The following is a 22,450-nucleotide window of genomic DNA, read 5'->3' on the forward strand; positions in this document are numbered from 1 at the left end:
CCGCTGATTTTTCACGGCAACGACCGGCCGGGCGTGATGCTGGCGGGCGCTGCCCAGACCTATCTCAACCGCTACGGCGTCAAGGCCGGCAATCGCCCGGTGGTGGTGACGAGCCATGACAGCGCTTGGTATGCGGCTTTCGATCTTCACGGTGCCGGCGCCCGCGTTCAGGCGATTGTCGATACCCGCGACAAAGTGCGCGAGGACCTGGTGAACGAGGCGCGCGCGCTCGGCATTCCGGTCAGGCTGTCGCATACCGTCACGGCGACGTCGGGACGGCTGCGCGTCAAGTCGGTCCGCGTCAATCCGGTGAATGGCTCGACAGTCGCTGCGGGACAAGAGATTGCCTGCGACGCCGTGCTGATGTCGGGCGGCTGGACGCCGTCTCTGCATCTCTTCTCCCACACGCAGGGCAAGCTCGCCTGGGATAATGAGCGGACCACTTTCCTGCCCGCCATGACGAACGAGGATTGCGTGATCGCCGGCGCCGGGCGCGGGCTGTGGGGCATCGAGGCCGCGCTAAAGGACGGCGCGGAGCGCGGTCGCGAAATCGTCGCGGCGCTTGGCAAGACCACCAATGCCTCCAGCCAGGCGGTGGAACACGATCGTCCCGGCAGCGGTGTCTCCCACACGGAACTGCCGAGCGACCGCGACGCCGGCAAGGCCAAGGCCTTCGTTGATTACCAGAACGACGTGACGGCCAAGGACTTGCGGCTTGCCGTGCGCGAGGGCATGCGCTCCATCGAGCATGTGAAACGCTATACGACCAACGGCATGGCGACCGATCAGGGCAAGATGTCCAACATCAACGGCCTGAACATCGCGGCACAGGCTCTGGGCAAGCGCCAGCCGGACGTGGGTCTCACCACCTTCCGTCCGCCCTATACGCCGACGACCTTCGGCGCTTTTGCGGGTTACCACCGTGGCGCGCATTTCGAGGTGACACGCAAGACGCAGATCGACGGTTGGGCCGAGGCCCATGGCGCGGTCTATGAGCCGGTCGGGCAATGGCGTCGCGCCTGGTATTTTCCGAAGCCCGGCGAAGACATGGACGCGGCGGTCGGCCGCGAATGCCGGGCGGTGCGCCAGAGCCTCGGTATTTTCGACGCCTCGACGCTCGGCAAGATCGAGGTGGTCGGTCCCGATGCGGTCGAGTTCATGAACCGCATGTATACCAATCCCTGGACGAAGCTCGCGCCCGGCCGCTGCCGCTACGGCCTGCTGCTCGGCGACGACGGCTTCATCCGCGACGACGGCGTCATTGGCCGCATGACCGAGGACCGTTTCCACGTCACCACCACGACAGGCGGCGCCGCCCGCGTACTGAACATGATGGAGGATTATCTCCAGACCGAATGGCCCGATCTCAAGGTCTGGCTGACCTCGACCACCGAACAATGGTCCACCATCGCTCTCAACGGTCCGAATGCGGCCAAGCTGCTTTCGCCGCTGGTGGAAGGCGTCGAGCTGACGGAAGAGACCTTCCCGCATATGTCCTGCGTGGAATGCACGGTCGCCGGCATGCCGGCGCGGCTGTTCCGCGTCAGCTTCACCGGCGAGATCGGCTTCGAGATCAACGTGCCGGCACCTCTCGGCCGCAAGCTGTGGGAAATCCTCTGGGAGGCCGGCCGGCAATATGACATCACGCCTTACGGCACGGAGACCATGCACGTTCTTCGCGCCGAAAAGGGCTATATCATCGTCGGGCAGGATACCGACGGCACGGTCACGCCCTATGACGCTGCGATGGGATGGGCGGTCGGCAAATCAAAGCCCGATTTCGTCGGCAAGCGCGGCCTTGCCCGTCCCGATCTCGTCGCCAAGGGCCGCCGCCATCTCGTCGGCCTTCTGACGGAAGATCGCTCCAAGCTGGAGGAGGGCGCGCAGATCGTCTTCGATCCCAAACAGCCGATCCCGATGAAAATGGTGGGGCATGTGACCTCGTCCTATCATTCGGACGCCGTTGGCCAGCCGATCGCGCTCGCCCTTGTCGAAGGCGGGCATGAGCGGATGGGCGAGACCGTCTATATTCCGATGCTGGACCGTACGATCGCCGCGAAAATCACCGGGATGGTCTTTGTCGATCCCGAAAACACCCGCCTGAAAATCTGAAGTTGGAGATGACAATGAACATGCGCGTTTCCTCCCCCGTTCCAGGCGTACTGGCCGAGAGCAAAGCCGCCAAGGTCAGCGTCTTGGCCGCGCCGGCGCGGTTGTCGCTCAGGGCGCGCGGCGATCTGGCCCCGCTTAACGCCGCCCTTGGCTTGACCTTGCCCGAGCGGATCGGCGCCCGCGCCGCTTCCGGCGAAACCGAAACGCTGCGGCTTGGCCCGGATGAATGGACCATCCTTGCGCCGATCACCGAAACCGGCCGGCTGATCGCCGCCTGCGCCGGCATTTACGCCAGCCATCCGCACAGTCTCGTCGATATTTCCGGGCGCGAGGTGACGCTGCTGATCGAGGGGCCGCAGGCTGCCGAACTGCTGACGCTCGGCTGCGCCCGCGACATCGAGACCATTGCCGTCGGCGAGGGCCGCCGGACGATCTTCGACGGCGTGACCGTGGTGCTGTGGCGCGATGCGGAAAATCGCTTCCGCATGGATGTCTGGAACAGCTTCGTGTCGCATCTCGGCCATTTGCTTGAAACTGGCTGCAAGGAACTTGCCGCCGATATCGCCTGATCCTGGAGGAGAAAACCATGCTCAACCGCTTGCCACACGATACCGTTTCGGACACGGTGATCGCCGAGGCCATCGCCGAGGAACTCGACCGCCAGAAGACGCAGATCGAGCTGATCGCCTCGGAGAACATCGTGTCCGCCGATGTTCTGGCCGCTCAAGGCTCGGTTCTGACCAACAAATATGCCGAGGGCTATCCCGGCAAGCGTTATTATGGCGGCTGCGAATTCGTCGACAAGGTCGAACAGGTCGCCATCGACCGGCTGAAGCAGCTCTTCGGCGCGGAATTCGCCAATGTGCAGCCGCATTCCGGCGCGCAGGCCAATCAGGCCGTGTTCCTGGCGCTGCTGCAGCCGGGCGACCGCATCATGGGGCTTTCGCTCGCCCATGGCGGCCACCTCACCCACGGCTCGCCGGTAACGATGTCCGGCAAGTGGTTCGATGTCGTTTCTTATGAGGTTAACCCCGAAACCCACCTGATCGACATGGACAAGGTGCGCGAGAAAGCGCTGGAAACGAAGCCGAAGTTGATCATAGCGGGCGCCTCCGCCTATCCGCGCCAGATCGATTTTGCAGGTTTCCGCAAGATCGCCGATGAAGTCGGCGCCTATCTGATGGTCGACATGGCCCATTATGCCGGGTTGATCGCCGGCGGCAAATATCCGAACCCGGTGCCGCACGCCCATGTCGTCACCTCGACCACCCACAAGACCCTGCGCGGCCCACGCGGCGGCGTGATCCTGACCAATGACGCCGATCTTGCCAAGAAGCTGAACTCGGCCGTTTTCCCCGGCAATCAGGGCGGCCCGTTGATGCATGTCATCGCCGCCAAGGCGGTTGCCTTCGGCGAGGCGCTGCGGCCCGAATTTTCCGACTACGCCGGTCGGGTGATCGCCAATGCGCAGGCACTGGCCAAGGTCCTGAAGGATGGCGGCCTCGGCATCGTCTCTGGCGGCACGGATAGCCACATGGTGCTGGTCGATCTGCGCCCGAAAGGCGTGACCGGCAAAGTGGCCGAGATCGCCCTGGAGCGAGCGGGGTTGACCTGCAACAAGAACGCCATTCCGAACGATCCGGAAAAGCCTTTCATCACGTCCGGCATCCGCCTCGGCAGCTCGGCCGGCACGACGCGCGGCTTCGGTGTGGCTGAATTCGAAAAAATCGGCATGATGATTCTGCGCGTCATCGATGCGCTGGCCGTGAATGCGGAAGGTGACATCGCAGTCGAGGCCGACGTGCGGGCAGAGGTTGCCGCCCTTTGCGACGCTTTTCCGATTTATGTTTCGTGATCGGGCGCACCAGTCTGCGTAGAGTCAGGCTGGTGCGTTAGTCCCAAAGTGGGATCGGCGCTTTTTGAACGATAAGGTATTTGCTCTGCCTTGCACTTTCGGGCATCTGGCAGGGCATGTCGCTTACCGGCGTTAGTTGCTGCGTGTGGGCCACGGCAAGACTTAATCGCTTCTGATTGTGAAACTGTAACAAAGTGCTTGGCACATCGCCTGTCGGCCCTTTAATTGTCAATCGCCCGTTATACGGCAGGCAACACCAGTTTCCATCCGTGAGGAGATAAACATGTTCACCCATGTTATGATTGGCAGCAACGACCTCCAGCGCTCCAAAAATTTCTACGATGCCACCTTTGTTGCCCTCGGCGGCAAGGCCGGTCAGGTGGATGCGAGAGGGCGGCTGATCTACCTCCACGAAGGCGGGCGGCTTATGATCACGACCCCGATTGATGGAAAACCGGCAACCGCAGCCAATGGAGGAACGATCGGCATCGCGGTGACAACTCCTGACCATGTGCTTGCATGGCATGCAGCCGGCGTCGCACATGGCGGCACGTCGATTGAAACCCCGCCGGCGGAACGGCCGAACGGCGCGTTTGTCGCCTATCTCCGCGATCCTGATGGAAACAAGTTGACGGCCAGGACAGCGTCAACGCGATAAGCCGGCGCGCACCGTGACCTGCGGGCGGCTGTAAACAAACCGGCTTAACGCAGATCAAACTCGCTGCCTTTCGGTCAGGAGCAGTTCAAAGGTGACGCAGACCGGATTTTTGCCGCGGACGAGCCGCCCACCACTGATGTGTTTGGTGAGGTCCACCATTGCGATATCCAGCATTGCCTGCTGTCCTCCGCCGACGGAGGGATCTATAGAGCCATTACGGATAAGTATTTCGCTGGCAAAAGCGGTCAGGCTCGTCCCGTCCTCGTAATCCGCACCGATCAGGCTGCCGATGCCGTTGATATCGACCTCGTGCAGACCGAACTGGGAAGAAGCCGCTTCAAGGGCCATGCAGATATCTGTGTTTGGCCGTACGGTACATAAGATTGCCCGCAGTCCTGACGTGGTGCGACAACGCGGTCTGGCAACGGGTGTAAAAAGTGGAAAGTTGGTTTCCTCGTCCTTTTGCACATCGAGGATTGCGCCATCGAGGGCAAGTGCCTCAAGCGCGGTTTCGTGGGCGAATTGTGCTTCCAAAGGCAATAGATGTCCCATGGAAACAATTCCCTCGGCGGATTGCCATGAACCGTGGCAGTGCAGGAACGGCGCACCGTCTCGCCGGCCCATATGCAGGCCCGCGTCATTGATTATTCCTCCGGGCATGGAAAAGGTTTCGCTGTACCAAGCGGCATGGGCACCATCGGGTGAGGCGGCGGGCATGACGTAGTTCAACTGCTTCATTGGCACGTTTTTTAGCCAGACATAACCGCCTTCGAAACCCTGTTCCTCAAAGGCTTCGGCAATTGCCTGATTGACGGATATTCCAGGCTTCGCCGTCAGAGTGACGGAATGGGCATGGCATCCAATGGCACGAAACCGCTCGGCCGTTGCGGGTCCGGGATGGACGATGCGACGGGGGAGCTCCACCGTGTCCATCCCAGTCATACGGCGAGCCCGGCCGTTATGAAGCCGCCATCGACAGCAAGCACCTGTCCGTTGACATAGCTTGCATCATCCGACACGAGGAACGCGACGGCGGAGGCAATTTCGTCCGTCCGGCCATAGCGGTGCATGGGAACGCGGCTATGCCATTGGGTGCGGACGTTTTCCGTATGAACGGCCTGGGTGAGGGGGGTGTCGACGGGTCCGGGCGCAATCGCGTTAACGCGAATGCCGGATTGGCCCAGCTCGTTTGCCATGACCATCGTCAGAAGATTGACGCCGCCTTTCGATGCGCCATAGGCGCTGCGACCGCGATTGCCGCACATGCCGGAGACGGAGCTGATATTGACGATGGAGCCGCCAAGCTCTCGTTCCAGCCAATATCGCGCCGCGGTTCGCGCCACTGCGAAGCTGCCGACGAGATTGACGTCGATAATACGTCGGAATTCCTCGACGCTGGTGTCGACGGAGAGCTTGTCGATGCCGATGCCGGCGCTATTGACGACGGCGACCAGATCGAATGACCGACTTGACATGCCTGCGGTCAAAGCAGCGAAAGCCTGTTCAATCGAAGCCTCCTCCGCTACATTGCAGACGATGCCACGCGAGGGCTCCAAACCCAGCTTTTCACAGGCCGCATCCAGAGCGTCGCGCTTGAGGTCCAGCAGCCATGGCTGCCATCCGCGCGCCATCAGAAGCTGCGCGGTAGAGAGGCCTATACCGGATGCACCGCCGGTAATTGCAACCGCCCCCTTTATCCCTGTCGTCTGCTGCGTCATACCGTCTCCTCCCGGTTGAATGTCGTGCTGTCAGCCTGTCCGCTTTTCGTCGAAGACCGGCAGTTGGCCACGCTTTTCCAGTTCTTCGCGGATCATCTTCTTGGTAATCTTGCCATAGGCGGATTTTGGCATGGCCTCCCAGAAAACCACGGTCTTTGGTAGCTTGTAACGGGCCATCTTGCCCTCGAGATAGGCCTTGAGGTCGATGCCGCCGATATCGGCACCGTCCCGCGCAACACAGACGGCAAGGCCCACCTCGCCCCACACCGCATCCGGCACGCCTAGAACTGCGGTTTCACTGATATCGGGATGCATGAGGATTTTTTCTTCGATTTCCCGTGGGTAGATGTTCGAGCCGCCGGAAATATACATGTCGGAGGCGCGACCAGTAATGTAAACGAAGCCGTTTTCATCACGGTGGCCAAGGTCGCCGGTGCGGAACCAGCCATTGCGGAAGGCCTTCGCATTCGCCTCCGGGTTTTCGTAATAACCGGCGAAGACAGCGGGACCGATAACGCAAATCTCGCCGGTTTCGCCCGCGCCAACCTCCTCGCCCGCGTCGTTCTGGATTTGCACTTCCATGCCGGTACGGTCGAATCCGCAGGTGCCGATGCGCGCTTGCGGACCGTCTTCGGCGCTATGGAAGGAAGGAGGCAGCACGGTGATGTTTCCGGTGACCTCACCCAGCCCGAAATATTGCACCAGCACCGGGCCGAGCTTGGCGAGTGCCCGTTTCTGATCAGCGCGATACATCGGGGCGCCGGCATAGATGACGTAGCGCAGCGAGGAATGATCGTATTGATCGACGGACGGGTCCTCGATCAGCATTTTGAGAATGGTCGGCACCGTGAAGGCATTGGTGACACGCCACTTCTCGATCAGTGCCCATACCGCCGCAACATCGAGTTTTTCCGACGCCGGTAGGACGGTTTTCACGCCGTGCGCCACCTGCACCAATTGATGGACACCCGCGCCGTGGGAAAGCGGGGCGACGACGATGGAGGCGTCATCCGGCCCGGTAGCGGGCATCAGATCGCAAAGGTGGTTGGTGATGACGAAAGCCATCTGGCCATGCGTCAAAACAGCGGCTTTGGGACGGCCAGTAGTGCCTGACGTGAAGAAGAACCAGCAGGGATCGTCGCGATCCACAGCCTGGCTCTTCACCCTCATCCCCTGGTGGCGATCAACGATGGCATCATAATCTTCGCCGAACTCCGCTTGTCCGATAGCGATCGTGAAGTCGATGGCCGCCGCCGCACGGCTCGCTTGTGCATGGTCAGGAAAGGCGCTGGCGCAGATCATGCCGCGTGCACCACTCGCCTTTGCCAGATAGGCGACCTCATCAGGTGACTGGCGGTAATTGGTCGGCACCCACACAGCACCCACCCGAAAGCAAGCGAACATGGATTCGAACATCTGATTGTTGTTGGAGGACTGCACCAGAATGCGGTCTCCCTTCGCGACGCCGAATTCATGGATTAGCGCATGGGCCATGGCATCAACCCGGGCTTCCATCTGAGCCCAGGTCCACGTCTTTTCGCCCCAGACGAACCCGATGTGGTGAGGGTTCCGCCGCACCGCCTGTGTCAGGAAATGCGAAAGGTTCATCACCCGGGTCGTTGAAGGCGCGACCCCGCCCGCAGGATGCTGCACGGCGTTCGGTGTCGTCATTTCACGCGCTCCATGATCGAGACATAATTGGCAACCGCAGTGCCACCCATGTTGAATACGCCGGCCAGGGAGGCGCCGGGGATCTGCATCTCGCCAGCCTCGCCCACCAACTGCATGGCTGCCATGACATGCATCGAGACGCCTGTTGCGCCGACAGGATGACCCTTGGATTTCAGACCTCCCGATGGATTGATCGGCAAGCGCCCGGTTTTCAGCGCCGTTCCCTCACGCACGACCCGATGGCCTTCGCCGGGTTTCGCCAATCCCATCGCCTCGTATTCGATAAGCTCTGCTATGGTGAAGCAGTCGTGCGTTTCGACGAAGGAAAGATCGTCGAGGGTTGCCCCTGCGAGGTCGAGCGAGCCCGCCCAGGCGCGTCGCGCACCTTCGAAAGCCAGCGGGTCTCGGCGGCTGAGCGCCATGATATCGTTGACATGTTTGCGCCCCCTGAAACCTATCGCGCGGTTCAGCGTGGCAGCCGTTTCCTCGTCGGCGAGAACGATGGCGGCGGCTCCATCTGATATTAGCGAGCAGTCGGTGCGGCGCAAAGGCGCTGCGACGTAGGGGTTTTTGTCCGACACGGTGTTGCAGAAGTCGAACCCGAAATCCTTGCGCATATGGGCGTAAGGATTGACCGCGCCGTTCGCATGGTTTTTGGCGGCGATCATCGCGAGCTCTTCCGAGCGGTCGCCGTAACGCTGGAAATACGCCTGGGCAATGCGTCCGAACTGGCCGGCGAAGCCGCCGGAAATATTGGCCTCTTCTGCACGGTAGCAGGCGGAAAGCAATATTTCGCCGACCTCGGCAGTAGGAAGCGCCGTCATCTTTTCGGCGCCGACGACAAGCGCAACGCGACCGCGCCCGGCTTCGATGAAGTCCATGGCGCTATAAAGGGCGGCCGACCCGGTCGAGCAGGCGTTTTCGAACCGCGCTGCCGGCGTATAGGCGAGCCGCTCATCACCCATCGCCACAAGCGCACCCTGAAAGTCCTGTTTTGAGAAGCCGTTATTCATGACGCCAACAAAAATGCCGTCGATATCGCCGGCATCGACGCCGGCGTGTTCGATGGCGGGCGCCACGACCGAAGCCATCAACTGTTCGGTATTTTCGAGGGCCGACTTGCCGAAAGGCGAATGCGCCCAGCCGACGATCTGTGCTTTGCTCATTTGCTCGTTCTCCGTATCTGACGTTTCGTGTCGCCTTCACCGCGCGTTCGGGCGCGGCTGGCCATCATTTCTGCGATGCGTGTTTCGATGCGGGTAACTTCATCGCGTAGCAGCGTTGCGAGTTCGGGTTGGCGCTCCGGCCGCATGCGGCTGTCAACGGCGGCGATGCTCAATGCGCCAGCCACCGCGCCATCGGGCGTGCGGATGGCGACCCCGATACCCCAGGAATTTGAGAGGATCAGGCCCGGATTAAGCGAGTAGCCATTCGCCCTCGTGGTTTCGACGTCGCGGCGAAGGCCCTCGAGGGTGATCCCGGGATAATTGGCGGCAATCAGCCCGCTATTGGCCGCGATAACGCTTTCTACCTCGGCATCGGAAAGCGCCGCCAGCATGGCGAGTGAACCGGCGCCAATGCCGAGCGGATGTTCGAAGCCGGCCTGAAGCGCATGGGTGCGCACCGGCCAGGTGCCTTCTTCCCGGTAAAGGCAAAGCGCAAATGTATCCCGACGCACGGAAAGGAAGCTCGAATCCTCCGTGCGGCGCGAGATCCGCGTCAGCCCGTCCTGCGCCATCTGCAGCAGGCCGAAACGGCGCGATGACAGGCTGCCCAGCACGTAGGCTTCCTCGCCCAGATAATAACGCCTCGTTTCTTCGTCCTGTTCGACGAGGCCGGCGCGGATCAACGCCAGCAACAGGCGGCGGGCTGTCGGCTTGTTGAGACCGCTCTCGGTAACGATGACTGAAAGTGCTGCGCCGCGTTCCGCGTGCCTGCCGACCAGGGAGAGCAGCGCCAGGGCCCGATCCACCGCGCGCGCGCCCGTCAGATCACTTTCAACCGGGATGATTGTCGTCCCCATATCAGGAAAAAGCTCCCACAGCACAACTTTGCCCGCCGTCGACCGGCAGACAGATACCTGTAATGAATTTAGCTTCGTCGGACGCCAGAAATACGGCCGCTCTGGCAATATCGAAAGCGTCTCCCATTCGTCCCACAGGCACGGCCGCATTGCGTGCTGCCACCATATCTTCGACGGAGGAATATTGGCTGCTGATCTGCTTGTAGATAAGCGGCGTATCGATCATGCCCGGAAGAATGCAATTGGCGCGGATACCCTGCCTGGCGTATTGCATCGCAAGCGCCACAGTCGCCTGGTTCACGGCGGCCTTCATGGCGTAGTAGGCGAAATAGGGATAGCCGGTCCAGCGAATGGAAGCGAGCGAGGAGATATTGACGATGGCGCCGCCACCCTGCTCAAGCATGACCGGCAACACAGCTTTGGCGGTGCGGTAAACCGAGCCGATATTTAGATCGACAGAGGCGCGAAAGCGCTCCTCGTCCAGCTCGACGGGACCGCCCATATGCGTGACGCCGACATTGTTGTGCAGAATATCAATGCCGCCAAAGGTTTCGCAGGTGCGGGAGACGCTGGCTGAGACCGACTGGAGATTTGTGACATCGGCAGAAATTGCAATCGCCTCGAAGCCCTCATTGCGGATAGTTTCAGCGGTTTCTTCGGCGGCTTCGGCGGAAAGATCGACACAGGCCACACGTGCGCCTTCATGGGCAAACTGCACGGCTGCAGCCTTGCCATTACCGAACCCTGGACCTGATGATCCTGCGCCGAATACCAGCGCGCGTTTTCCCGTCAGGCGACCTGTCAAAACAGTCTCCATTCCACTCGTCAGACATAGGAGGCTGGCCCTGCCAAGGGCAGGACCAGTTGCTTTCAAGCTGTGTCAGGTCAGGCTTGCGCCGACAGCCTTTTCAAGAATGGCCCAGGCTTCATCGCCATATTTGCCTTTCCACTCGGAATAGAAGCCCGCGTCTTTCAGGGCGGCGCGGAAGAGCGTCGCATCCGTGTCGTTGAAGGTCATCCCCTTGGAAATCAGGTCTTCCTTCACGGAAGCATTCAGCTTCGCCACGTCGGCACGCTCGTCCTTGCCTGATTGGTTGAGGTTCTTGGCAACGATGGTGCGCAGGTCATCCGGCAGACGCTCCCAGGCGCGCTTGTTGGCCAGGAACCAGAAGCCGTCCCACATATGGTTCGTGACCGAGCAGAACTTCTGTACTTCGAACAGCTTGGCTGTGGAAATGATCGCCAGCGGATTTTCCTGACCATCGACGACGCCGGTCTGCAGCGCGGTATAGACCTCCGCGAAGTTGATCGAGGCAGGGGCCGACTTGAAGGCCTTGAACATCGAGGTCCAGAGTGGGCTCACCGGCACGCGGATCTTGAAGCTTTCGAGATCGGCCGGCGTGGCGATGGGCTTGGAAGCGCTGGTGATCTGGCGGAAACCGTTATCCCAGATCGTATCCATCGCAACGAGATTCTGCTTCGCGATTTCGCCGCGGACATATCTGCCGAGATCGCCATCCATCGCCGCCCAGACGGAATCGTAGTTCGGGAAGGCAAAACCGATGCCGCTGATGGAGGCGTTCGGCACCAGCGTCGACAGGATCAGAGGCGACAGCGTGAAGAATTCAACGCCGCCCGAGCGCACCTGGCTTAGAACGTCCGTATCGGCGCCCAGCTGGCTGCTGGGGAAAATACTGATGTTGACCTGTCCGTCGGTTTCCTTGGCGATGCGGTCGGATGCCTCCTTGGCGCGGATGTTCATCGGATGCGCGGCGGGCAGGTTGTTGGCATATTTGTAGTTATACTGCGCCGCACGGGCGCGTGACACGAAGGCCGTCGCCAGAACGGCGGATCCGGCACCGGCGAGAATAGTACGTCTGTTGATATTCAATGCTTTTTCCTCCCAAAATAAAGCAGTGGTTTCGTATGGATCGCGAGCAGGCTCGCAATCAAGTCAAAGCAGAATGGTCGACAGGCCCGGAATGGCCGCGATGAGCAGCAGGCCGACAACCATCGCCGCAAGGTACGGCCAGATGGCGGCCATTGCCTCGTCCGGTGAGACGTTGCCGATCTTGCAGGCGATATAGAAGCCGATGCCGATCGGCGGCGCCATCAGGCCGATATTCATGGCAACCACCACCACCATCGAATAATGGATGTCGTTGATGCCGAGTGTACGGGCAATCGGGAACATGATCGGCGCGAGCAGGACGATTGCGGGAAGCCCTTCGAGCACACAGCCGAGGATCATGAAAATCAGGATAGACACCACCATGTAAGTCATCCAGCCGCCCGGAAGATCGGTGATCATCGCGGTCAGCTGGAACGCGAAGCCGCTCTGGGTCAGCCCCCAGGCCATGGCCGATGCGCAACCGAGGATCAGCAGGATGGCGCCGGAAAGGGCCGCCGTTTCGACCAGCATCGAATAAAGCTTCTTGAAGCTGATGCCGCCATAGAGCACTGCGCCGATAATCATGGCGTACAATACGGCAATGGTAGAGACTTCAGTGGCTGTCGCCACACCGCCGCCGACAAGGCTGCGGATAAGGAAAGGCAGAACCAGCGCCGGGGCGGCGATCAGGGCCGCCTTACCAACCAGCGGCCAGGGCGTGCGCTTTGCACCGTCCATGTTTTCATGGCGTGCCTTCCAGCGAGCCAGAACGGCCAGCACGAGGAGTAGCACCATGGCGATCATGAAGCCGGAGGTGAAGAGGCCGGCAATGGATACACCCGCCGCAGATCCGAGAACGATCAGCACGATAGAAGGCGGAACCGTATCGGCCATGGCCGCGCCGGTTGCCAGAAGTGCGATCATTTCCTTGGGCTTGTGGCCTCGACGCTTCATTTCTGGAAAGAGCGCCGGGGCTACGGTTGCCATATCGGAAACCTTGGAACCGGAAATGCCGGACACCAGAAACAGCGAGCCGAGCAGGACATAGGACATGCCGGCCCTGATATGGCCGAACATGGACGACAGCAGTTCGACGATTGCCCGGCCCATACCGGTGGCATCAAGAACGCATCCCAGCAGCACAAAAACCGGTACCGAGAGCAGGATGATACCCGACATGCCCTCATCCATCCGCCCGATCATGACAATGGTCGGAACCCATGTGGTGAATGTAAGGTAGGCGAGGGTCCCCAGGCCGAAGCAGAAGGCGATCGGCACGCCCACGACCAGAAATAGCGCGACGAACAGGCCGAGGAAGATCGCCAGATTGAGGTTGCCGAGGTTTTCCAATGCCGGGGAAGCCATGTAGAGCAGGCCAGAAACGGCGGCAACCGTTAGAAACGCAGCGACGATGTCGCGAATGGTTTCGCGCCGGAAGAGATTGTTGAGGACCAGAAGCAGCATGAGGCAGGCGCCGACCGGGAGCGCGGCTGCGCGAAACGTCATCGGAATATTCAGCGCCGCCGACGTTACTACCCATTCCTCGATGGCATATTCCATGGCAGGCTTGATGATCGCCGCAAGGAATGTCGCCACCAGCACCAGGGCGAGAGAGTTGATGTAACCCAGGATGCGCTGCGGGAACATGTTGAGGAAGAGCGTCAGGCGAAGATGCTCGCTGCGATCGATGGCGATTGCCGCACCCAGCATGGCAAACCATAAGAAGCACAGCGACGCCGCTTCATCGATCCAGACGATTGGCAGATGGAGTGCGTAGCGTGACGCCACGCCAAGCAGCAGAAGGCCGATCATCGTCGCGAGCAGTACTGCGGCGATAGCCTCGATGGGTCGCATGAACCGCGAGCCCGTCACGGGCCCGCTGTGCAACAGCTCACCATCCAGCACAAATACGTCGTCATTCGCATCTGCAGTCATGGTCATCGGGGCCTCCTCTCCCACTGAATAACCTTCGCAATGAAGATGGCCGGCAACGGAAACGAGGCCGCGGCGCGACATCAGAACTCATCGTTGCCAGACTGGCCAGACCCCTCCAAAAGTCCGATGCGACGGTTTATTGCCTCCACAATATGGACCGTCATAAAGCGACATATTGGAGATAACGAGGAAGTGTCATCAAATCAACCGTAAAATAGCCAGTTTGCCCAGCAATTTCTCTCTCAACAACGCTCCATATGGTGGATCAAGATATTTCGGGAGTGTGAGCGATCACGCTTTCGGCTACCGCCACTAGAAGCTTGGCGCGGGACGCGCCCCTATTCAATAGATCGGCAACTCGGGCGAGGCGGTTCCTGGTGTTCCCAACATATGAGCCGCTTTGCCTATCTCCAGAGGCAGGATCGCCTTGCAGGCCCGCTATCGGACCTTTACGGTTCCGACATCAGACCCGCGGGCGGTCCGGTATGAAAAAAGCCCTTTGAGGTCGTTATTCGGCCGGTTTTGGTGTGGCCTCTGACCTGCGGCTTTCGCGGTCCCCGGCGAGGCTGCGCTGACCGAGCGTGACGATCACTACCGTTGTCAGGCTTGCAGCCACCGACACCCAGAAACCGTTGTCAGGCCCAAATTTATCGATCACCCAGCCGGAGATGAAGGCGCCCAGGGCCATGCCGATGCCAATCCCGGTCATCACCCAGGTCACGCCCTCCGTCAGCATCGATTCGGGCACGCGCCGTTCAATGAGGCCAAATGACGTTATGAAGATAGGGGATATGGCAACGCCGCTGAGGAAGACGGCAAAGGCCAGAATAGCAACGGATGTGTTGGCAACGAGTAACGGCAGGGCTGTGAGCGCAAGCACGCTGACGGCGATCAGCAACTGCCGTTGCAGTGGCAGTTTGGGATTGAGCGCGCCGAGAACAAGACCAACAATGAAGGACCCGATCGCATAAACGCCGATAACGAGGCTGGCGGCTTCCGGCTTGCCCAATTCCTTGGTGATTGCAACCGCGCTTACCTCGGCGGTTGCAAATGTGGAGCCGACGAAAACAAGCGCAATTGTAATGATCTGGACCGGCCGCAGGAATATGGCTGACCGTTCCGCGCGACCGCTTTCCGCTGGCCGCACTTTTGGCTCGGTGGACCTTTGCAGCAGAAAAGCGAGACTGCCGAGCGCCAGGAAGGTTGTGCTGACCATCATGCCAGCCTCTGGAAATAGCGAAACCGCTAGGCCGACCGAGAGTGAAGCGCCTGCAATGTAGACAAGTTCATCCGCCGCAGATTCAAATGCGAAGGCGGTGTTGAGTTCCGGCCGGTCGCGAAAGAGTTCCGTCCACCGGGCACGCATCATCGCCGGAATGCTGGGCATGGCAGCTGCAAGAAAGGCGGAAAGGAAGAGCGTCCAAACCGGCCATCTCTGGTTTGTTGCGGCAAGGAGGAAGGCAAAGGCGATGACCGAGATTATAACGGCCGGGATAAGGACGGCGCTTTGTCCCTTGCGATCCACCAAACGGGAAATCTGCGGCGAGACGGCGGCGTTTGTGAGCGCAAAGGTCGCCGACACTGCGCCGGCCAGCCAATATTCACCGTGAGTTTGAGACAGCATGGCGACAATGCCGATCGGGGCCATGGCAATGGGGAGGCGCGCGAAGAAACCGGCGGCGGAAAAACTTTTTGCGCCTGGAGCCCGGAAGATTTCGCTGTATGGATTGGACATCGGGATGCACCTTGTTCTGAGGGTATCCACCACAAACATACGTGGCGTATGTGAATGAAGTAATTGCATACGCGGCGTATGTCAACTAATATACGTGCCGTATGTCGGGCATGGAGAAAAAATGCGCAAACCTCGCACTGAAATGATCGCCGAGACGCGGACAAAGCTGCTGGCTGCCGGTCGCAAGGCCTTTGGCAACTTGGGCTATGCGGAAGCATCCATGGACGATTTCACGGCGGAGGCCGGTCTGACGCGCGGTGCGCTCTATCATCATTTCGGCGACAAGAAGGGTCTCCTGTCGGCAGTCGTGGCCGAAATCGACGCGGAAATGACGAAGAGGCTCTGTGAGATTTCCTCAAAGGCCAGCTCCCGCTGGGAGGGCTTTGTCGAAGAAAATCTCGGTTATGTGCGCATGGCTCTCGAGCCGGAGATACAGCGGATCATGTTTCGCGACGGCCCTGCGGTGCTCGGTGATCCTTCGCGCTGGCCTAACGCCAATGGCTGCATTTCCGCCGTCGCCCGGAGCCTCGCAGCACTCCAAGAAGAAGGCACTATCGGCGATATCGATCCCGAGGCCTGCGCCCGCTTCATCAATGCGGCAAGCAGCAGCGCTGCGCAGTGGATCGCCAATTCCGATGCCCCCGAAGCAACGTCGAAAAGGGCGATTGAAAGTTTCAGGGCCCTTCTGGAAGGGTTGCGGCTCAGAAAAGTTTGAACGGGCCGGGCAAACTGCTCCATAGGGCACGCCTGATTTTTCCTGGCGAATCGCAGGTGCGCCGGTCGCGGCGGACAACTTCATTCGCCTGCCATTAATGAGAAATTCCGCGCCTACCGATACAGTTTTTCCGTCCAGCAAAAAAACGGGTCGATCCTGGTGATTTAAGTTTACTTTTGCCGAAGTTGCACGCCATCACGCTTACGGAATTCGCTGCCAGGCGTATCGCAAACGACGGAGGATGAGATGAAGGCACTGGTGCTGGAAGAAAAAGGCAAGCTGTCGCTCAGGGACTTTGATATTCCCGGTGGGGCCGGTTCAGGTGAGCTCGGACCGAAGGATGTGCGCATTCGCACCCATACGGTCGGTATCTGCGGCTCTGACGTCCATTATTATACCCATGGCAAAATCGGCCATTTCGTCGTCAACGCGCCCATGGTGCTCGGCCATGAAGCGTCCGGTACGGTGATCGAAACCGGTTCCGACGTCACCCATCTCAAGGCGGGTGACCGTGTCTGCATGGAGCCGGGTATTCCCGATGCCACATCGCGGGCATCGAAGCTTGGCATCTATAATGTCGATCCTGCCGTTCGCTTCTGGGCGACGCCGCCGATCCACGGTTGCCTGACACCGGAAATCGTTCACCCTGCGGCATTCACGTACAAGCTGCCGGACAACGTTTCCTTTGCCGAAGGCGCGATGGTCGAACCCTTCGCCATCGGTATGCAGGCGGCGCTGCGGGCACGCATTCAGCCAGGTGATATCGCCGCTGTCACGGGCGCAGGTCCGATCGGCATGATGGTGGCGCTGGCAGCGCTTGCCGGCGGTTGCTCCAAGGTCATCGTAGCCGACCTCGCTCAGCCGAAGCTGGATATCATCGCCGCCTATGACGGCATCGAGACCGTCAACATCCGCGAGCGAAACCTCGCCGAAGCAGTTTCGGCTGCGACGGACGGTTGGGGCTGCGACATCGTCTTTGAATGCTCCGGGGCAGCGCCAGCCATTCTTGGCGTTGCCACCCTGGCTCGACCGGGCGGCGCCGTCGTGCTCGTTGGCATGCCGGTCGATCCGGTTCCGGTCGATGTTGTCGGCCTGCAGGCCAAGGAACTGCGGGTGGAGACGGTATTCCGTTATGCCAATGTCTATGACCGCGCCGTGGCGCTCATCGCATCCGGCAAGGTTGACCTGAAGCCGCTGATTTCGGCCACCATTCCCTTCGAAGACAGCATTGCCGGTTTCGACCGCGCAGTGGAAGCGCGCGAAACCGATGTGAAACTGCAGATCGTGATGCCGCAATAAAGGACATGGCTTGCCGCTGATGAATGAGCGGCAGAGACGTTACGGAAAAGTATGAGTGTGGCCTGCCGGCATCCGGTGGGCCACACGTGAAAATTTCACCAGAAATCCTATTCGGTTGCGCATTGTTTGAGCGCATCACGGCAAATTGAGCGAAAAAATCGCTGCCGCCGCCACATCCGTAATCAGTCCTGTCAGGCGACTCTTCATTTCTCGACAAAAATGAGTCAAAAAAGTATCAGCAATTTCTTCGGCGTGATGTGGATGTAGAGATGCCGCACGCCATATGCTCCCATCAACGCCTGGGACGAGCCATAAAGAGGAATGGCCCGCTCCGTGAATGCGGCGGACGTATGAGTGGGAGGGACTATGATGCAGCCCGATCTGGAACTGGTGCACATCCGCAAGGGCGAATCTTTCGCTGCCTGGCGGCATGGCTATCCGTTCCGTACCGTCCGCTGGCATTATCATCCCGAATATGAAATTCATCTGGTCGTCGCGACGTCAGGCACCTTCTATATCGGTGATTTCGTCGGCCGTTTCGGCCCCGGTCAGCTCATCATGACCGGCCCCAATCTCCCCCAGAACTGGATCAGCGAGATCGAGCCGGACGAAATCGTTCCGACACGTTCCCTCGTGATCCAGTTTCCGGAGAGCTTTATCGAGGATGCCTGCGCCTCCATGTCCGAGATGGCAGTGGTGCGCGGCCTGCTGGACCGTAGCCGCCGCGGTATTCTGTTTGATGATGAGACCAGCGATCGCGTTCGTCCGCTGATCCTTCGGCTTATCGAGGCGCAGGGGCTGACGCGTCTGGCGCTTTTCTGGGAAATTCTCGATCTCTTGGTCAATGCGCCGACATCCGAGGTGCTGGCAAGCCTTAGCTACGAGCTTGATCTGACGGGCATCGGCGATAGCGGTATCAACCGCGCTTTGTCGCATCTGCGCGAACATCTGACCGAGCAGGTTGAAGAGATCGATCTGGCTGACATGGTCGGCCAAAGCCCGAGCGCCTTTTCCCGCGCCTTCAAGCGCCATACGGGTACGACGCTGGTGCGGTATCGCAATCAGTTACGCATTGATCTCGCCTGTCAGATGCTTTTGGCGGATCAGGACGTGAAGGTGGCGGAGGTCTGCTACGATGTTGGCTTCTCCAACCTTTCCAATTTCAACCGGCATTTCCTCAAACTCAAGGGAATGTCACCGTCGAGGTTCCGAACCATTTTTGCGGCCCAGAAGGCAGCTGTGATGGCGGAGTAAACCAGCGACACATCGCCAATTTCTAAGAATTCGGGCAGAGGTCTGTCCGGAAACGGGCACTTGTTGCCCCAACTTTCCTAATGGGAGGAAGAGTGAGATGAAAATGAAATCCAAGTTTCTGATGGCGACAGCCGCAATTGCAATGATGGCCGCTCCGGCGCTAGCGCAGGAAAAGCTGAAGATCGGCATGACCTTCCAGGAGCTGAACAACCCCTATTTCGTGTCGATGCAGGAAGCGCTGAAGGAAGCCGCAGCAAGCATTGGCGCTGACGTTGTCGTGACCGATGCCGGCCACGATGTGGCCAAGCAGATTTCTGACGTTGAAGACATGCTGCAGCAGAAGATCGACATTCTGCTTCTCAACCCGACTGACAGCGCCGGCATCGAAGCCGCCGTTCACGCTGCCAAGGCTGCCGGCGTAATCGTCGTTGCTGTTGACGCCAACGCCAACGGCCCGGTCGATACCTTCGTCGGCTCGAAGAACCGTGACGCGGGCTACAAATCGTGCAAGCATCTCGGTGACGCGCTCGGCGGCAAGGGTGAAGTCGCGATCCTCGACGGTATCCCGGTCGTGCCGATCCTTCAGCGCGTCGAAGGTTGCAAGGCCGCACTCGCCGAATTCCCCGAGATCAAGCTGGTCGATACGCAGAACGGCCGTCAGGACCGCTCCGTTGCTCTCGGCGTCGTTGAAAACATGATCCAGTCGCGTCCGAACCTCGCCGGTATCTTCTCGGTGAATGACGGCGGTGCGATGGGCGCTCTGGCTGCGATCCAGGGTTCCGGCAAGGACATCAAGCTGACCTCGGTAGACGGTGCTCCGGAAGCTGTGAAGGCGATTGCCGAGGGTGGTCCTTTCATCGAAACCACCGCGCAGTTCCCGCGTGACCAGGTTCGTGTCGGCCTTGCCATGGCGCTCGCCCAGAAGTGGGGCGCTCGCGTCGTGCCGAAGGAAGTCCCGATCGACGTTATGGTCGTCGACAGCAAGAACGCCGGCGAGTTCAGCTGGTAAGAACTCCTCCCAGACCCCGTCCCCATCTCGTATGGGGGCGGGGTTAAATCCCGACCATTGAGGAGGGTGAAATGCTGGAACTGAATGGAATAAGAAAAAGCTTTGGCAAGATCGAAGTCCTGCGTGGCGTCGACCTTGAGGCGCGCGCCGGTGAGGTGCATGCGCTTCTGGGCGAAAACGGCGCCGGCAAATCGACGCTGATGAAAATCCTGTGCGGCATTTTGCAGCCATCCGAAGGAACGATCCGCATTGACGGCAAGGATCGCCGCTTCGCCAATTATGATGAGGCGATTGCCGCCGGTGTCGGCATCGTGTTTCAGGAATTCAGCCTGATCCCCTATCTCAACGCCGTCGAAAACATGTTCCTTGCTCGCGAAATCCGCGGGCCGCTGCGCCTTCTGAACAAGGGCGCGATGCGCAAGCGCGCAGCAGAAATCATGAGCCGGCTGGCTGTGGATGTGCCGCTCGACGTGCCGGTGCATCGGCTATCTGTCGCCCAGCAGCAGTTCGTGGAAATCGCCAAGGCGCTGTCGCTTGATGCCCGCATTCTCGTGCTCGACGAGCCGACCGCCACGCTGACGCCTTCCGAGACCGAACATCTGTTCAAGGTCATGCGTGAGTTGCGCCGTCAGGGCGTGGCAATCATCTTCATTTCGCACCACCTCGAAGAAATATTCGAGATTTGCGACCGCATCACCGTCCTGCGCGATGGCGAGCTGATCGGCTCGTGCCTGACCTCGGAGGTCGATAATGACCGGCTGGTGGAGATGATGGTCGGCCGGCGCATCGAGGCCAGCTTCCCGCCCAAGCCGCAGCTCGATCCTTCTGCCGCAAAGGTGATTGAAGTCGAAGAGCTGCAATTGAAAAAGGGCGGCCCTGTCTCGCGCTTTGAGCTGCGCAAGGGCGAAATTCTTGGTTTTGCCGGGCTTGTCGGCTCGGGCCGTACGGAAACTGTTCTCGCCATGCTCGGGGCGCATTCAGCCTCGCGTCGCAAGATCAAGCTCGATGGTGTGGAGACGCGTTTTTCCGGCCCCGATGATGCGCTGATGCGCGGCATTGGCCTGCTGCCTGAGAGCCGCAAGGAGGAGGGACTGATCACCAGCTTCTCCATCCTGCAGAATATCTCGCTGAACAACTACGGCAAATACCGCAAGGCGCACTGGTTCCTCGATCTCAAGAAGGAACTGGAGTACACGACGAAAGCAATGGCGCAAGTGCAGGTGAAGGCCCAAGGGCCTTATGCCCGTGTCGATACCCTGTCCGGCGGTAACCAGCAAAAGATCGTCATTGCCCGCTGGCTGAACCACGATATGCGCGTGCTGATCTTCGATGAGCCGACACGCGGCATCGATGTGGGTGCTAAGGCGGAAATCTATTCGCTAATGCGCGAATTCGCCGCCAAGGGTTACTCGATCATCATGATCTCCTCGGAGCTGCCGGAAGTGATCGGCATGTCCGACAGGGTCTGCGTCTTCCGCTCCGGCGGCATCGTCGCCACGGTCGAGGGAGACGACATCAATTCAGAAACAATAATGACAAACGCCACCACCGGGAGAGTTGAACATGTCGCTTGATGCAAACACCGGCACTGCCGCGAAAACGGGCGGTTTCAGTCTCAGTGCCATGCTGCGCTCACCGCTTGCCCTGCCGCTGGCGGGTCTGATTGTTGTATCCATCCTCATGGGGCTTGCGAGCGACAACTTCTTCAGCGTCAACAACATCATGAACGTCCTGCGGCAGGTTTCCGTCGTCGGCATTCTCGCCGTTGGCATGACCTTCGTCATCCTCACCGGCGGCATTGACCTGTCGGTCGGGGCTGTCATGGCGCTTATCGGCACGCTGTCTGCCGGCCTCATGGTGAACACTGGCCTCTCGCCCGCAATTGCGCTGCCGGCCGGCCTGTTCATCGGTCTGGGCATCGGCATTTTTAACGGGGCGCTTGTCGCCTGGGGCAAGATGCCGGCGATCATTGTCACGCTCGCCACCATGGGCATGGCGCGTGGCCTCGGCCTCATCTATTCCGGCGGCTACCCCGTCAGCGGCATTCCGAGCTGGATTTCCTGGTTCGGTGTCGGCCGTATCGGTGTGGTTCCCGTCCCTGTCGTCATCATGGTGGTGATCTACGGCATTGCCTGGGTACTGTTGCAGCGCACGGCGTTTGGTCGCCACGTTTATGCGCTCGGCGGAAACGAGTTGGCGGCCCGTCTTTCTGGCGTGAAGACCCAGCGCGTCAAGCTTGCCGTCTATGGCATCTCCGGCGTCACGGCAGCTTTCGCCGCGCTGATCCTCACCGGTCGCCTTATGAGTGGCCAGCCCAATGCAGGCGTCGGCTTCGAACTGGATGCAATCGCGGCCGTCGTTCTTGGCGGCACGGCGATTGCCGGCGGCAGAGGTCTCATTCTCGGCACGCTCATCGGCGCGGTGCTGCTGGGCATTTTGAACAACGGCCTCAACCTGATGGGCATCAACCCCTATCTGCAGGATGTCATCAAGGGCGGCATCATCCTGCTGGCCATCTATATCGGGCGCGAATGGCGTTGAGCCGGCCCGGAAACATCTTCATAAACGCAGGAGA

At 60.0% G+C, this 22,450-nt stretch carries 19 protein-coding genes; 10 read left to right on the top strand and 9 right to left on the bottom strand.

Annotated features, from left to right (window positions below; all coding sequences use genetic code 11):
- The 4 genes from ACUTJJ_RS10730 to ACUTJJ_RS10745 all read left to right on the top strand — a co-directional run.
- The coding region (locus ACUTJJ_RS10730) for a glycine cleavage T C-terminal barrel domain-containing protein (protein ID WP_445542113.1) at positions 1–2,112 on the top strand (2,112 nt) is incomplete at its 5' end.
- A gap of 14 nt (positions 2,113–2,126) precedes the next feature.
- A complete protein-coding gene (locus ACUTJJ_RS10735) occupies positions 2,127–2,681 on the top strand; it encodes a sarcosine oxidase subunit gamma (protein WP_209091372.1) in 555 nt (184 codons plus the stop codon).
- Positions 2,682–2,698: 17 nt separating this feature from the next.
- Complete coding sequence (gene glyA / locus ACUTJJ_RS10740) at positions 2,699–3,967, top strand: serine hydroxymethyltransferase (RefSeq protein WP_445542114.1); 1,269 nt, start codon at positions 2,699–2,701, stop codon at positions 3,965–3,967.
- A 283-nt stretch (positions 3,968–4,250) separates the two neighbouring features.
- Complete coding sequence (locus tag ACUTJJ_RS10745; RefSeq protein WP_209091374.1) at positions 4,251–4,625, top strand: VOC family protein; 375 nt, start codon at positions 4,251–4,253, stop codon at positions 4,623–4,625.
- A 54-nt stretch (positions 4,626–4,679) separates the two neighbouring features.
- On the opposite strand, the gene ACUTJJ_RS10750 is transcribed toward ACUTJJ_RS10745, so the two are convergent.
- The 9 genes from ACUTJJ_RS10750 to ACUTJJ_RS10790 all read right to left on the bottom strand — a co-directional run bounded on the left by ACUTJJ_RS10750 (position 4,680) and on the right by ACUTJJ_RS10790 (position 15,598).
- Complete coding sequence (locus tag ACUTJJ_RS10750) at positions 4,680–5,363, bottom strand: DUF296 domain-containing protein (protein ID WP_445542115.1); 684 nt, start codon at positions 5,361–5,363, stop codon at positions 4,680–4,682.
- Between the two features lie 200 nt (positions 5,364–5,563).
- Positions 5,564–6,343, bottom strand: a complete 780-nt coding sequence (locus ACUTJJ_RS10755) for an SDR family NAD(P)-dependent oxidoreductase (protein ID WP_445542116.1) — start codon at positions 6,341–6,343, stop codon at positions 5,564–5,566.
- Between the two features lie 30 nt (positions 6,344–6,373).
- Positions 6,374–8,014 (bottom strand): acyl-CoA synthetase, encoded by a 1,641-nt coding sequence (locus tag ACUTJJ_RS10760; RefSeq protein WP_445542117.1) that lies wholly within the window; start codon positions 8,012–8,014, stop codon positions 6,374–6,376.
- Positions 8,011–9,180 (bottom strand): acetyl-CoA acetyltransferase, encoded by a 1,170-nt coding sequence (locus ACUTJJ_RS10765; RefSeq protein WP_445542118.1) that lies wholly within the window; start codon positions 9,178–9,180, stop codon positions 8,011–8,013. Before ACUTJJ_RS10765 ends, ACUTJJ_RS10760 begins: the two co-directional genes overlap by 4 nt.
- Positions 9,177–10,037, bottom strand: coding sequence for an IclR family transcriptional regulator (locus tag ACUTJJ_RS10770; protein WP_063946922.1), 861 nt, complete (start codon positions 10,035–10,037; stop codon positions 9,177–9,179). The genes ACUTJJ_RS10765 and ACUTJJ_RS10770 overlap by 4 nt, the downstream gene beginning before the upstream one ends.
- A 1-nt stretch (position 10,038) precedes the next feature.
- On the bottom strand, positions 10,039–10,842 hold the full coding sequence (locus ACUTJJ_RS10775) for an SDR family NAD(P)-dependent oxidoreductase (protein WP_445542119.1): 804 nt from the start codon (positions 10,840–10,842) through the stop codon (positions 10,039–10,041).
- A 75-nt stretch (positions 10,843–10,917) separates the two neighbouring features.
- The gene (locus tag ACUTJJ_RS10780; protein WP_445542120.1) at positions 10,918–11,928 is read right to left on the bottom strand and encodes a TRAP transporter substrate-binding protein; all 1,011 of its coding nucleotides are present in this window, start codon (positions 11,926–11,928) and stop codon (positions 10,918–10,920) included.
- A gap of 63 nt (positions 11,929–11,991) precedes the next feature.
- Positions 11,992–13,869, bottom strand: a complete 1,878-nt coding sequence (locus ACUTJJ_RS10785) for a TRAP transporter large permease subunit (RefSeq protein WP_445542121.1) — start codon at positions 13,867–13,869, stop codon at positions 11,992–11,994.
- 502 nt (positions 13,870–14,371) lie between these two features.
- Entirely contained in the window at positions 14,372–15,598 is a 1,227-nt protein-coding gene (locus ACUTJJ_RS10790) for an MFS transporter (protein ID WP_445542122.1), read from the bottom strand.
- 121 nt (positions 15,599–15,719) lie between these two features.
- Between ACUTJJ_RS10790 and ACUTJJ_RS10795 the strand changes: the two genes are divergently transcribed.
- The 6 genes from ACUTJJ_RS10795 (at position 15,720) to ACUTJJ_RS10820 (ending at position 22,416) form a co-directional block, all read left to right on the top strand.
- Positions 15,720–16,313, top strand: a complete 594-nt coding sequence (locus ACUTJJ_RS10795; protein ID WP_404494627.1) for a TetR/AcrR family transcriptional regulator — start codon at positions 15,720–15,722, stop codon at positions 16,311–16,313.
- 246 nt (positions 16,314–16,559) lie between these two features.
- On the top strand, positions 16,560–17,612 hold the full coding sequence (locus tag ACUTJJ_RS10800; RefSeq protein WP_445542123.1) for an NAD(P)-dependent alcohol dehydrogenase: 1,053 nt from the start codon (positions 16,560–16,562) through the stop codon (positions 17,610–17,612).
- 369 nt (positions 17,613–17,981) lie between these two features.
- Positions 17,982–18,866: a helix-turn-helix domain-containing protein gene (locus ACUTJJ_RS10805; protein ID WP_445542140.1), complete on the top strand. Its 885-nt coding sequence runs from the start codon at positions 17,982–17,984 to the stop codon at positions 18,864–18,866.
- A 97-nt stretch (positions 18,867–18,963) separates the two neighbouring features.
- Positions 18,964–19,875: an ABC transporter substrate-binding protein gene (locus tag ACUTJJ_RS10810; RefSeq protein WP_003522008.1), complete on the top strand. Its 912-nt coding sequence runs from the start codon at positions 18,964–18,966 to the stop codon at positions 19,873–19,875.
- A gap of 71 nt (positions 19,876–19,946) precedes the next feature.
- On the top strand, positions 19,947–21,449 hold the full coding sequence (locus tag ACUTJJ_RS10815; protein ID WP_063946928.1) for a sugar ABC transporter ATP-binding protein: 1,503 nt from the start codon (positions 19,947–19,949) through the stop codon (positions 21,447–21,449).
- The gene (locus ACUTJJ_RS10820) at positions 21,439–22,416 is read left to right on the top strand and encodes an ABC transporter permease (RefSeq protein ID WP_063946929.1); all 978 of its coding nucleotides are present in this window, start codon (positions 21,439–21,441) and stop codon (positions 22,414–22,416) included. The genes ACUTJJ_RS10815 and ACUTJJ_RS10820 overlap by 11 nt, the downstream gene beginning before the upstream one ends.
- Positions 22,417–22,450 lie beyond the last annotated feature (34 nt).

Source organism: Agrobacterium sp. DKPNP3, from assembly GCF_052686535.1.